The organism is Paenibacillus sp. EPM92, from assembly GCF_016586185.1.
In the GTDB taxonomy this organism is placed as follows: domain Bacteria; phylum Bacillota; class Bacilli; order Paenibacillales; family NBRC-103111; genus Paenibacillus_G; species Paenibacillus_G validus.
The window spans coordinates 49157-62534 of the sequence record NZ_BCPS01000110.1 but is presented as its reverse complement, the minus strand read 5'-3'; the positions used below and the strand labels follow the sequence as shown (position 1 = coordinate 62534).

The 13378-nt window shown below is 49.8% G+C and carries 10 protein-coding genes; 8 read left to right on the top strand and 2 right to left on the bottom strand.

Annotation, left to right across the window (positions count from 1 at the left end; translation table 11 throughout):
* Positions 1-15: 15 nt before the first annotated feature.
* The 7 genes from JMF85_RS27550 to JMF85_RS28290 all read left to right on the top strand — a co-directional run bounded on the left by JMF85_RS27550 (position 16) and on the right by JMF85_RS28290 (position 10432).
* A complete protein-coding gene (locus JMF85_RS27550; protein WP_127610298.1) occupies positions 16-951 on the top strand; it encodes a VOC family protein in 936 nt (311 codons plus the stop codon).
* 29 nt (positions 952-980) lie between these two features.
* A complete protein-coding gene (locus JMF85_RS27545) occupies positions 981-2522 on the top strand; it encodes a 4-hydroxyphenylacetate 3-hydroxylase N-terminal domain-containing protein (RefSeq protein WP_155614401.1) in 1542 nt (513 codons plus the stop codon).
* Positions 2523-2851: 329 nt separating this feature from the next.
* Positions 2852-7876, top strand: coding sequence for a DUF4347 domain-containing protein (locus JMF85_RS27540; RefSeq protein WP_201319367.1), 5025 nt, complete (start codon positions 2852-2854; stop codon positions 7874-7876).
* Between the two features lie 197 nt (positions 7877-8073).
* A complete protein-coding gene (locus JMF85_RS27535; protein WP_201319366.1) occupies positions 8074-8781 on the top strand; it encodes a WbqC family protein in 708 nt (235 codons plus the stop codon).
* A 120-nt stretch (positions 8782-8901) separates the two neighbouring features.
* Positions 8902-9852 (top strand): NAD-dependent epimerase/dehydratase family protein, encoded by a 951-nt coding sequence (locus JMF85_RS27530; protein ID WP_201319365.1) that lies wholly within the window; start codon positions 8902-8904, stop codon positions 9850-9852.
* A gap of 27 nt (positions 9853-9879) precedes the next feature.
* Entirely contained in the window at positions 9880-10065 is a 186-nt protein-coding gene (locus JMF85_RS28295) for a hypothetical protein (RefSeq protein WP_236596024.1), read from the top strand.
* Between the two features lie 22 nt (positions 10066-10087).
* Positions 10088-10432, top strand: a complete 345-nt coding sequence (locus JMF85_RS28290) for a GNAT family N-acetyltransferase (protein WP_308645046.1) — start codon at positions 10088-10090, stop codon at positions 10430-10432.
* Positions 10433-10500: 68 nt separating this feature from the next.
* Here JMF85_RS28290 and JMF85_RS27520 read toward each other — a convergent pair whose 3' ends face one another.
* Both JMF85_RS27520 and JMF85_RS27515 read right to left on the bottom strand, forming a co-directional pair.
* Positions 10501-11133 carry a PIG-L deacetylase family protein gene (locus tag JMF85_RS27520; RefSeq protein WP_201319364.1) on the bottom strand — a complete coding sequence of 211 codons (633 nt, stop codon included), beginning with the start codon at positions 11131-11133 and terminating at the stop codon, positions 10501-10503.
* 43 nt (positions 11134-11176) lie between these two features.
* A complete protein-coding gene (locus tag JMF85_RS27515; protein ID WP_201319363.1) occupies positions 11177-12214 on the bottom strand; it encodes a DUF4855 domain-containing protein in 1038 nt (345 codons plus the stop codon).
* 163 nt (positions 12215-12377) lie between these two features.
* Between JMF85_RS27515 and JMF85_RS27510 the strand changes: the two genes are divergently transcribed.
* The gene (locus JMF85_RS27510; RefSeq protein ID WP_201319362.1) at positions 12378-13364 is read left to right on the top strand and encodes a glycosyltransferase family protein; all 987 of its coding nucleotides are present in this window, start codon (positions 12378-12380) and stop codon (positions 13362-13364) included.
* Positions 13365-13378 lie beyond the last annotated feature (14 nt).

The window sequence follows — 13378 nt, the reverse complement described above, 5'->3', positions numbered from 1 at the left end:
TCAGGAGGGTTCACTATGGCAGCTGAAATTGCAAAACTGGGGCATACCGCGCTCGTCACGCCTAACATGGAGAAGTCGTTGTGGTTTTTTCGCGATGTGATTGGTTTGGAAGAGGTTGACCATCAGGGGGATACGGTGTTCCTGCGCGCTTGGGGTGACTGGGAGCATCATACGCTCAGTCTCACGCCGGGCAGCGAAGCGAGAGTGGACCATATGGCCTGGAGGGCGAAACAGGCGAGTGATGTAGACCTGTTCGCAGAACAATTGAAGGCGCAAGGCACCCCAATCCAATGGATCGAACCAGGCGAAGAAAAGGGGCAGGGCAGGGCGATCCGGTTCCGGCTGCCTAATGGCTATCCTTTTGAAATTTATTATGACATCGAAAAACCGAAAGCCCCGGAGGACAAGAAATCCCGGCTTAAAAATAACGTGTACCGCCCATCTAACGGAATCGCGCCCCGCCGCATTGATCATGTGAATGTGTGGACATCCAATCCGGGTGAAGTTCATCAGTGGTTGTCCGACAACATGGGCTTCAAGATGAGGGAATCAGTCCGCTTGAGCAACGGATTCGTGGCCGGAGGCTGGATGAGCGTCACACCGCTGGTTCACGATATCGGCGTCATGCTTGATCCGAAAGGACAGTCCAGCCGTCTTCACCATTTGGCCTACTATATGGACAATGTGACGGATATCCTGCGTGCAGCCGATATTCTGCGGGAATACAATATTCCGCTCGAAATGGGTGGACCGGGACGCCACGGCATCAGCCAAGCCTTCTTTCTTTATGTGAAGGACCCCGGAAGCGGGCATCGACTCGAGCTGTTCAGCGGTGGCTATCTGATTTTCGATCCGGATTGGGAGCCGATCGAATGGAGCGAGCAGGAGCTGGACAGCGGGCTGATCTGGTACGGACCGCAAGGCTCCATGGAAGATACCACCCCGTGTTAAACACGGAGGGAGAGGAGTAAAACATCCACATGATAACGAACCAAAGCGTTCTCCCTTTAACGGGCCAAGAATACCTGGAAAGCTTGAAGGATGGGCGGGAAGTGTGGCTTGACGGCGAACGCATTAAGGATGTAGGGGCTCACCCGGCTTTTCGAAACTCGGCGCGAAGCGTGGCCCGCTTATACGATGCTCTTCATGACCCGAAGTATAAAGATGTCCTGACGACGGAAACCGATACCGGATCAGGGGGGTATACCCATAAGTTTTTTCGTTCCAGTCATAGTGTCGACGACTTGATCGGAGCGCGCGATGCGATAGCCGAATGGTCCAGACTTGGTTACGGCTACATGGGCCGCAGTCCCGATTTCAAAGCCGCGTTCTTGGGCGGACTGGGACCTGATTCGGAGTTTTACGGCCCCTACAAAAGCAATGCCGTACGATGGTACCGGGAAGCGCAAGAAAAAGTATGGTATTTCAATCATGCGTTTATTCATCCGCCGGTGGACCGCCATAAACCGCTGCATGAAGCGGGCGACGTCTTTGTCCATGTCGAGCAAGAAACCGATGCCGGACTCATCGTCAGCGGCGCGAAGATGGTTGCCACCGGTTGTATGCTGACCAATTATACGTTTGTTGCGCATTATGGCCCGGTGCCGGTGCAAAAAGAGGAATATGCGCTGGCGTTCATCGTAGAAATGGGCTCTCCCGGCGTCAAATTATTGTGCAGACCTTCCTACGAGATGACGGCTGCGGTTACAGGCTCGCCGTTTGACTATCCGCTTTCCAGCCGGTTTGATGAAAATGACGCCGTACTTATATTTGACAAAGTGCTCATTCCATGGGAGAACGTGCTGGTTTACCGCGATATGGAGAAGGCCAACTCGTTCTTGCTCCATTCCGGATATTCCAATCGGGCCGGATTGCATGGGAGCACCCGCTTGGCCGTGAAGCTGGACTTTGTGTCAGGCTTGCTGCTCAAAGCCATTGAAATGGCAGGTACGAATCAATTCCGCGGCGTTCAAGTCCAAGTGGGCGAAGTTCTCGCTTGGCGGGATATGATGTGGGCCTTGTCTACGGCGGCTGTCAAAGATCCAACCCCCGGCGCGAACGGGTCCCTGCTGCCTAACATGGATGCTACGTTGGCCTACCGCGTATTCGGCGGCATGGCGTGGACGAAGGTGAAGGATATTGTGGAGAATGTGGTGGCCGGGGGACTCATCGTACAGCCTTCCAGCACGGAAGATTTCAAAAACCCGGAAATTCGGCCGTATCTGGATAAATATTTCCGCGGATCGAATGGCTATGATGCCGTCAGCCGGAATAAGCTGATCAAGCTGCTGTGGGACGCCATGGGAAGCGAATTCGGGGGCAGGCATGAGCTTTATGAACGCAATTATACGGGAAATCATGAGAATATCCGGTTGGAAGTTCTGGGCATGGCCATGGGTACCGGAGAAGCCGATAAGCTTAAAGGCTTCGTTGACCAATGCATGAGCGAATACGATCTGGAAGGCTGGACCTCGGACCGGTGGGTCAACAACGACGATATGCGTCAATATTCGAAAGGGTAATGAATAGGATGGAGTAAAAGTTTTCCCCTTCCAACGATCTTGGGAGGGGATTTTTTGTTTCTTATTTCTTTATGCGGCTAACGGATTCTTAGGCAAGATCAAATCTAGATTAAATCAGATGAACGATAGGAGGACTTTAGAACTACTTGTCGAAATGTCAGAAAAAAGGATATTTTTGTTGATTATGACTTTAACAAGAAGTGGTGCAGTCATGTTGAGTCTATTTGTGGGGGAGTGATTGATTTGCTTGTCCGTTAAGCTTGAACTTCAAAGCAACGAGATTTATTGAATTTTACGAGAACAGATGAAGTGCTGGAAGGGGATTATGCATGAACCGTTTAGGAAGATGGAAAGCAAGTGAAAGGGCGGCCGCGTTCTGCAAGTCAAAGAGGCGGGTCGTTACACTTTTAATCCTTGCAGCACTTATGAGTTGCTTCTTTGTTCTCCCTGCAGGAGCTTCTTCCGGGCAGCAGGAGATTGTCTTTATCGATGCCAACGTTAAGGACGCGCAGGTTCTTGCAGAAGGGGTTCGACCGGGTGTGGAGGTCGTCTATCTCGACAGCGGGCAGGACGGTGTAAAACAGATTGCCGATGTTATGGCTGTGAAATACAACATGGCTGCCGTTACCATTATTTCTCACGGTGCGCCGGGAAAGGTTTTTTTGGGCAGCAGTATACTGTCTGCAGAGAGCCTGGACAACTATGATTCACAGCTTAGGACCATCTCCAAGTCATTACAGAAAGAGGGGGAAATACTCTTTTACGGATGTGATGTCGCTCAAGGAACCGTGGGTCATCACTTCGTCCATCGTTTGGGGGAAATTACGGGGGCTGTTGTCGCAGCATCGACAGATGCCACAGGTTCATCATCTTTGGGCGGAGATTGGATACTTGAAGTTTCGACAGGAAAGGCCGTGGCGCAATCGAGTCTAGATCCCTATGTTGTAGACGGATATAATGCGCTTTTGTCTGTGACCTACGACGCCACCACGTTTGAGAACATCAATGGCACCGGTACAAGTGTAACCGATGGAAACTTTATCTTTACCGGGCTGGATGCCAATGGAAAAAATAAAATCAGCGTTGATAGTTACGGGATTTACTTGGGGGATCCAAACGATTTATCCATCGCGGGAGAGGGAACCATTCACATCGCTCCCGCGACCAGCGGAACCGTTTTTTCTATAGAGTCGCTAACCGTAAATGCTTCTGCAGGGACAGAGTACAAATTTGAAGTGAAGTTTGACAACTCTTCTATCCCAGTCGCAACGGTGACTGTAAACAACGCAACTAAAGACAAGCAGCTTGATGGTTGGAACTTCAAAACGATTACGTTCGAACCATCGGTAACAGTCAGTACCATTCACGTTACCATTAAGGGTGCTCGAGACATTGGCAGCTCTACGTCAGTGGCTCAATTCGTAATCGGGAGCCATCCCAAAAAACCTCCCATCGTCAGCACGGACGCGGCGAGCAGCGTTTCCGCCACAGGCGCGACGCTGAACGGAACGGTTAACGCCAACGGAACAGACACCACCGTCAGTTTCGAATACGGCACGAGCGCGAGCTATGGCACGAGTGTCTCCGCCACCAGCGGCAGCCCTGCTTATGCGAATGCCGGCAATACGACGGCGTCCCATTCTCTCTCGGACTTGACGCCTAACACCACTTATCATTACCGTGTTAAAGCTGAAAATAGTGCCGGAATAACCATATATGGTGACGACCAGACCTTTACCACCTCTGATGCGAGCGCCGCACCGACGATTACGGGGCAGCCAAGCGATAAGTCGGTTAACGAAGGCAGTGATACGAGTTTCACCGTTGCTGCGACGGGAACGGGTCTGGCGTACCAATGGCAGGTAGACACGGGTTCGGGCTTCACGAATCTTACTGATACGGGCGTGTACAGCGGAACAGCGACGAACATGCTGAGCATTACCAGAGCTGCGTCAGGAATGAACGGTTACACGTATCGCGTCGTTGTGAGCGGAGCGGGCGGTCTGTCTACGCCGTCGACCAGCGCAACCTTGACGGTGAATACGGCGCCAGCGATCACAAGTCAACCAAGCGATAAGTCGGTTAACGAAGGCAGCGATACGAGCTTCTCCATAACCGCAACGGGAACGGGTCTGGGGTACCAATGGCAGGTAGACACAGGTACGGGCTTCACGAATCTTACCGATACGGGCGTGTACAGCGGCACAGCCACGGATACGCTGAGCATTACCGGAGCCGAGGCAGGGATGAACGGTTACACGTATCGCGTCGTTGTGAGCGGAGCGGGCGGTCTGTCTACCCCGTCGACCAGTGCGACCTTGACGGTGAATACGGCGCCGTCAATCACAAGCCAGCCAAGCGATAAGTCGATCAACGAAGGCAGCGATACGAGCTTCTCCGTAACCGCAACAGGAACGGGTCTGGGCTACCAATGGCAGGTAGACACGGGTACGGGCTTCACGAATATCACCGATGCGGGCGTGTACAGCGGAACAGCGACGAACATGCTGACCATTACCGGGGCTGCGGCAGGGATGAACGGTTACGCGTACCGCGTCGTTGTGAGCGGATCCGGCGGTCTTACACTCCCGTCGACCAGCGCGACGTTGACGGTGAATACGGCGCCAGCGATCACAAGCCAGCCAAGCAACCAGTCGGTCAACGAAGGCAGCAATACGAGCTTCTCCGTAACCGCAACAGGAACGGGTCTGGCGTACCAATGGCAGGTGGATACGGGTACGGGCTTCACGAATCTTACCGACACGGGCGTGTACAGCGGAACAGCGACGGATACGCTGACCATTACCGGGGCTGCGGCAGGGATGAACGGCAACACGTATCGCGTCGTTGTGAGTGGAGCGGGCGGTCTGTCTACGCCGTCGACCAGCGCAACCTTGACGGTGAATACGGCACCGACGATCACAAGTCAGCCAAGCGATAAGTCGGTCAACGAAGGCAGCGATACGAGCTTCTCCGTAACCGCAACGGGAACGGGTCTGGCGTACCAATGGCAGGTGGACACAGGTACGGGCTTCACGAATCTTACCGACACGGGCGTGTACAGCGGCGCAGCGACGGACACGCTGAGCATTACCGGAGCCGCGTCAGGAATGAACGGTTACGCGTACCGCGTCGTTGTGAGCGGATCCGGCGGTCTTACACTCCCGTCGACCAGCGCAACCTTGACGGTGAATACGGCGCCGGGAGCACCCGCAATAGTCAGTACAGTGGCAGGAAATGCACAAGCTCGTCTCACTTGGAATCCAGTGAGCGGTTCGACAAGCTATAAAATATTCACAAGTACAACTTCCCACGCTTATGGTGCAGAAGCAACTACGGTAAGCGGATCGGTATACAGTACTGAAATTACAGGACTTACAAACGGAACCACTTATTACTTTGTAGTTAGGGCTCTGAACGGAAGCTCGGAAAGTCCAAATTCTAACGAAGTAAGTGCAACTCCACAAGTTCCGTCACCAGGAGCGCCGGTATTGCAACCTGTTGCAGCAGGTGATGCAACAGTCAGTCTTGCTTGGAATCCGGTAGATGGTTCGACAGGCTACAAAATATTCAAAAGTGTGAATGCAGGAACTTATGAAACTGAGGTAACCACCGTTCTAGGGTCGGTATACAGCTATGAAGTGACGGGCTTGATCAATGGAACGACCTACTACTTTGTAGTCAAAGCAAGCAATCCGGGAGGAGAGAGTGATGCCTCCAATGAAGTAAGCGCAATGCCCAAAACGGTTCCGGCAGCTCCAACGCTCATCGCCGCAACTGCAGGAAACGGCCAAGCAACCATTTCCTTTACGGCTCCTGCGAACAACGGAGGGAGTCCCGTCACAGGTTATGAAGTTACTTCTTCACCAGGAAATATCGTGGTCACAGGAGCAACAAGCCCGATGACGATAATCGGTCTGTCGAATGGAACGACCTATACGTTTACGGTAAAAGCGATCAATAGCGCAGGCAGCAGTGCGGCTTCCGTTGCCTCCAATGCTGTAACACCGAGGGCGCCGTCCAGCGACAGCGACAGCAGTCCATCGACAGAGCCGTACACGCCAGGCATACCGGCTGCGCCGAGCACACCGGAGACAACGAACACGGGAGTTGACGTTCTTGTCAATGGCAAGGCGGAGAATGCAGGAACGGCAGCAACTACGACAGTGAATGAGCAAACGGTCACGACCATTACGGTTGATCACAAAAAGCTGGAAGAGAAGCTCTCGATCGAAGGACAGCGTGCCGTGATTACAATTCCGATGAATACAAAATCTGATGTTGTAGTCGGAGAGCTTAACGGCCAGATGGTCAAAAACATGGAGCAAAAGCTGGCGGTTTTAGAAATCAAAACGGAGAAGGCGACCTACACGCTGCCAGCGCAGCAGATCAACATCAATTCAATATCAGACCAAATCGGGAAGAACGTGGCACTTCCGGATATCAAGATTCAGATCGAAATTGCCGCACCTACAGCAGAGACGGTGAAGATCGTCCAGAACTCAGCGGCTCAAGGAGAGTTCACGATTGTCGCCCCACCGCTCAACTTTACGGTGAGAGGCATCTACGGCGATACCAGGGTCGAAGTGTCCAAGTTCAATGCGTATGTGGAACGAACCATTGCCATTCCGGATGGCATAGATCCTAATAAAATCACGACGGGAATCGTGGTTGAACCGGATGGAATCGTTCGGCATGTACCAACGAAGATCGTGATCGTCGACGGCAAATATTACGCCAAAGTGAACAGCTTGACGAACAGTACGTATTCCGTGGTATGGCATCCGCTGATGTTCAAGGATGTCGAGCAGCACTGGGCGAAGAATGCCGTGAACGACATGGGTTCGCGGATGGTCATTAACGGCATCGGCAATGGCTTGTTTAATCCCGATCAAGATATTACGCGCGCGGAGTTTGCGGTAAGCATGGTGCGGGGATTGGGGCTGAAGCCGGAGAGCGGAGCCGCTCCATTTACGGATGTGGCAACATCGGACTGGTATAACGAGGCTATTCAAACAGCATACTTGTATAACCTGATCGGCGGGTTTGAAGACGGCACTTTCCGCCCGATGGACAAGATTACGCGGGAACAGGCGATGACGATCATGGCTAAAGCGATGACAATCACCGATCTGAAAGCGAAGCTCCCGTCCCAGGAGACTGGAGAACTGTTACGTCCATTCATAGATGCCAATAACGCTGCAGAGTGGGCGGAGCAGAGTATTGCCGATTGCTTGCAGGCAGGAATTGTGTCTGGCAGGAACAGCGACCAACTTGCGCCAAAAGCGTACATCACAAGGGCAGAGGTGGCAGCGATTGTTCAGCGGCTTCTCCAGAAGTCTGAACTGATTTAATCTTCAGAAGTTACATGAATAGGGTCATCTCTCAAGCGTTTCAACAAACGGCTTGAGGGATGACCCTTTCCTTTGATTTCTTGGGAAAACTAGTAATTTACCAATTTTACCCATATACTCCCCCGATATCATTCACCTCGATGTCTCCGGATGAATACCATGCATGGATGCTTCAGTTCACGAACGGAGGTGAAAGGATGAATCATGAAGTCACGGTTGCCGTTCATCAACCTAACTATTTGCCTTGGACAGGGTATTTTTACAAAATGTTAAAATCGGATATTTTCGTTTTCTTGGATAACGTGCAGTACAGCAAGAACAGCTTCATTAATCGCAATAAAATCAAAGGGCAGCAGGGGGCGCAGTGGTTGACTGTGCCGATCCATGGAAGCACGCACAAGAACATCGATGAGATCGAGTGCGCCGATTGTCATTGGGCGGAGAAGCATATGAGAACGCTTGACACGTGCTACGCCAAAGCGCCTTATTATGAGCTTTACCGTCCTAAGCTGTTTGAAATCTATGAAACCATGAATACGAGAAACTTGAGTCAGTTAAACAAAGCCTTGATTGGTCAGATCGCCGGGTGGCTGCAAATTCCTTGTCAAATCCGTTCCACCTCCGAATTTACGCTAAGCGACGCTTCGAATGGGCGATTAATTGAAATCGCACAAAGGGTGGGCGGTCATATTTACTTGTCCGGTCAAGGCGCCGCGGCATATCAGGACGCAAAGAAATTTGAGGATGCAGGAATAACGCTTCAATATTACGATTTCTCGCCGCCGACATACCCGCAGCTCTACGAAGGGTTCGAGTCTCATTTATCGGTTGTGGATTTGTTGTTTAACACGGGGCGTGCGGCGGCCGATATTTTACGCCAATCTTCCAGGCAGACCGCTGAATAACCGGAGCCGCGGTATCATCAGGCGACCGATCTAATAGATTTCCGCTATGGAAAGAATTCCATTTTCTCTACCAGTTGAATACGATACAAGGAAACAATTTAAACGTAAGGAGGAGAATGAATGAAGCTTGGAAAAGTACTGGTCACAGGCGGCGCAGGCTTCCTGGGGTCGCAGCTGGTGAAGAGATTGCTGCCCCGATCTGAACATATTTATGTCATCGACGATCTGTCTACGGGGAATCCCCGTGCTCTGCCTGACTCGGACCAAATCACCTTTATTCAGGGCAGTATTACGAATGAGGAACTTCTTGAGGAGATTATGCCTAAAGTGGAGTGGGTCTTTCATCTGGCCTGCCGAAATTTGTATTTATCGGCCGTGGATGTAAGACAAGATTTCGATACTAATTTGTATGGAGGCTTCCTGCTGCTTCAGAAGGCCAAATCCCATTGCCCTAACTTAAAGAGGTTTGTTTATACCTCTACCGCATCCGTTTACGGCAATGCACCCGTCATACCGACCCCCGAGAGCTTTCATCAGATTACGATGCCTTATTCCGCAAGCAAATTTTCCACGGAGCATTATTGTCAAATGTTTTATCATATGTACCAGCTGCCTGTTACGACCCTTCGATTATCGAATGTGTACGGTCCAGGCCAATTATTGAGCAATCCTTACTGCGGAGTCGTAACCCTATTCTTTGATGCGGTTCAGAATGGGCGGCCGATTCCTATATTCGGCGACGGTACGCAGACGAGAGACTTTACATTTATCGACGATGCAATGGAGGCCATCCTCACGGCAAGCGTTCACCCCGATTCCATAGGCAAGCTATATAATGTGGGGACGGGCAAGGAAGTCAGCATTCATGAACTGGCTGAAACGATCGGCAAAATCATGGGACACGAGAATTATCCGATTGAATATAAGCCGAAACGAGTGGTGGATAAAGTATATCGCAGGGCCGTCGACATCACGTTCCTGGAACAGGATCTCCACATGAAGCCAGCCCATTCGCTGGAAGAAGGTCTGCACAAAACCCGCCAATGGATGATTCAGCAAAAGGATGCTTAAGTGCATGCGGCAGAAGGGGGGAGGAGCATGTTTTCGTACCAGATCAACGAGGTTACGCAGTTGAGATTGCTGGAATATCGTTATGATCAAGAGCTTTATGATTTAATAGACCATAATCGCGATAACTTGCGGGAATGGCTGTCGTGGGTCGATGGGATGCGCAGTGCGCAAGATACGAAATCGTTCATAGGCCGAACCAGGAAACTGGGCTGACCATGAAGGCTTCACAGCAGGTATTTTTTATAAAGACGCCATCTGCGGAATCATCGGATTCAACAGTGTCAATTGGCGTCAAAAACATATATCCATCGGTTATTGGTTGGGCCAGCAATTCCAGGGAAAAGGAATTATAACCCAAGCTTGCGCGGCCCTTGTGGACCACGCATTTCAGGAAATGAACCTGCATCAGGTTGAAATCAGCACGGCTGTTGAAAACTTCAAGAGCCGTGCTGTGCCGGAAAGGCTTGGATTTAAAGAGGAAGGAATTGCTCGTCAATCCGCATGGCTGTACGATCAATTCATAGATCATGTGGTATATGGTATGCTGGCCGAAGAGTGGAAGGCACGACCCGTGAAATGAATGGCATCCTACCTATAAAGCCCTACCAAGCAACTGCTTAAAAGCAGAGTTGCCATGGGAGGGCTTCTTTAGATGATCCACCTGACCATTTCAAAACATTCGGCATAAGCATAATTTACCTGTACGCCTCTCATTTTAGCTAGTCCGTATATAAAATCCTTATTAAAGTACGGTCTGTTTTCTTGCGTTTTATAGCATTGAAGCGCTTTGTATTTATGATCCTTATGAACATCGTCGACTAAGGAATAGCACATATTTTTAAAGGAATACAGATTCCAGGGCAGCTCGTAAGCTAATATCGAATGATTCTTGAATGCCCGGATTCCTTCCATACTGACGACTTGATGATCCTGATGGACATCTTTGAGACAGGGAAGGATGATCAAATCAGGTTGGATTTGAGTTTTTGCTTTCACCATATCGTCCCAAATATGTTGTCTGTACTCGGAAAATCGTCTGACGGGATACTTCAAAACTTGAATGTTTTGTTCGTTGATCCCTAATACGGCTGTGGACTGAAACGCTTCCTTGCGCAGTTGATCTTTCGGGAATGGATAGGGCACGGATTCTTCCGCCGCGGAAAATGCCAAATAATGCACTTCTTTTCCCTCGTTAATCCATTTATTGACCGTTGCTCCACATCCCAGTTCTATATTATCGGTATGTGCTGAAAGAACCAGGATTTTATGAAATGCGTGCACCTGAATTCCCCCGATCCATCAATTTGATAAATATATAGGCAGATTAATAGACCATATTGGGATATGGAATTTTGGTATACAATCCCTTAATGAACATATAGATCCGAATATAGTCGACGATGTTTTCGCTATAGATGGTCTTCATGGTTTGATTCGGGAACTGATAGACGATGAAGGAATGCTTCATATAACCCTGATACTCCGGTAATCCCAAATTGAAATGATCCAGATGATGAGTGCCATTGTAGATAGGACCTTTTCCATAAATCATTTGAATTCCCGTATTGTAATAGCTGGCGGAATAGGATACGGCGTTCACCCATTGATAGTCATACATCGTGTTGCCGTAATAGTTCGTATGATAAGCTGCAACGTCAAAATTGAAGTCTTTCCAATTCGTCGTGCCATACGAGGCGTAGTAGGGCAGCCACAAACTAAGAAAGCCCTTGGTTCGGATATAGGCATTGGTCCGCTTCACTAGTTCGTCATCATATTCATTGATCGATTCCCGCTGCCACAAAAAACCGCGAAAATGCAATTTTTGCGATAAATAGGATTCTGCGTGCCACCGTGCGATAAACTGATCTATCCACCATGAAATGGCGGCAAATCGTCGTTCTGTCGTATCAAAGTAAAGCGCGCTGCCGTGCAATTCCCCGAAAACCTTATCATCTATAAACGGATACGGGATGGAGACCCAAACGTCCAAAGGTGAATCATCGGCTAAAGCATACAAGGCCTTCAGGTTTGTATCCGGAGCAAACAAGGATTCCGTCCATTGCTCCCAGTCCTGCCGGTTGGCTTGTTGACCGAAAGCGGCATGCAGCGGATGCATATAGCGCCCTTTTTCAACAGAATACCCTTTAAATACAAACCCGTTAAACATGCTGTCGACAGGTTGATCCCCTGCATGATATTTCACATAATACTTCAGATCGGAAACGGTCCACTTATAGATCGGATGTTCAAATATACCGCCGCATGGCAAAACGCAAATGTGATTTTGCACGCCCTGGGCTGCCGGATGATAATATCCATATATAGAGCCTTCCACTGCTAATTCACGCACCCTTTCATACATAGAACCTCTTTTTCATTACAAGATATGCACATGCAATTTCATACGGAATACGGCAATGTCCCATTTTCAGCGAATGGAATAGCAAGTAATCGTTCGTCATCATAAAACAGTATAAGATCATTCTTATTCAAATCATGAAATTCCGGAGAGAAGGGTGATCTCTATGAAAATACTCCATCTGCCTATTGAAATCGCGGGCCAAATGGGGAGTTTATGCGGGGCGTTAAAAAGCTACGGCCATGAAGCGATCGGGTTAAACTACTACCATACCGCATTAAATTATAAAGAAAATATTATACCGGCTGACGGGATGGAAATCGTTAACATTATGGGCGAGGCGTTAAGGCATTTCGACATCTTTCACTACCATCACTTATTAACGGCAATGACGGATTACCGGGACTTGGAGATGGTGGCCGCAGCAGGGAAACACGCCATTATGCATCACTGGGGAAGCGATGTTCGAACCGCAAAGGCACAGCTGCTGAACCCGTATCTGTCCGTGGGATTTGTGCCCGAGCAGGAGACCCATGAGAAGCTGATGACGGTCTCAAAATATATTTCCACGGCGATTGTACAGGATTATGAAGTGCTGCCGTTCGTCTCGGACTATTACCGTCAAGTTCATATCCTGCCGGTAGCGATCGATACTTCCAAATTCATTCCGGTCTTTCCTAACCCTCTTCAGAGTAATCCTCTTGTGATTCATGCGCCTTCCAACCCGAAAGTGAAAGGAACGGATGTGATAGAACGGACGATCGAAATGCTTCAGCGGGAAATTCCATTCCGTTATCAACGTGTAGATAAAACCAGCCATGAGCAAGCTAAACAGTTGTACCGACAAGCGGACATTATTGTCGATCAAATTATAACCGGCTCTTATGGCTTGCTTTGTGTAGAATCGATGGCTTTCGGAAAGCCCGTCATCGCCTATGTGCGGGATGATCTGATGAGCCGGTATCCGACTCAACCCCCGATCTGCAATGCCAGTCCGGATACGTTCTATGACGTGCTGAAATCTTTATTATTATCGCCGGAGACACGGTTTCAGAAGGGGGTAGAGTCGAGGAAATTCACAGAAGATTATCACGACAGCATGAAAGTCGGGGGCAGGTTATTAGAGATATACGGGCAGTTGACGAGCGGGTAAAAGGGGTTTTCTTG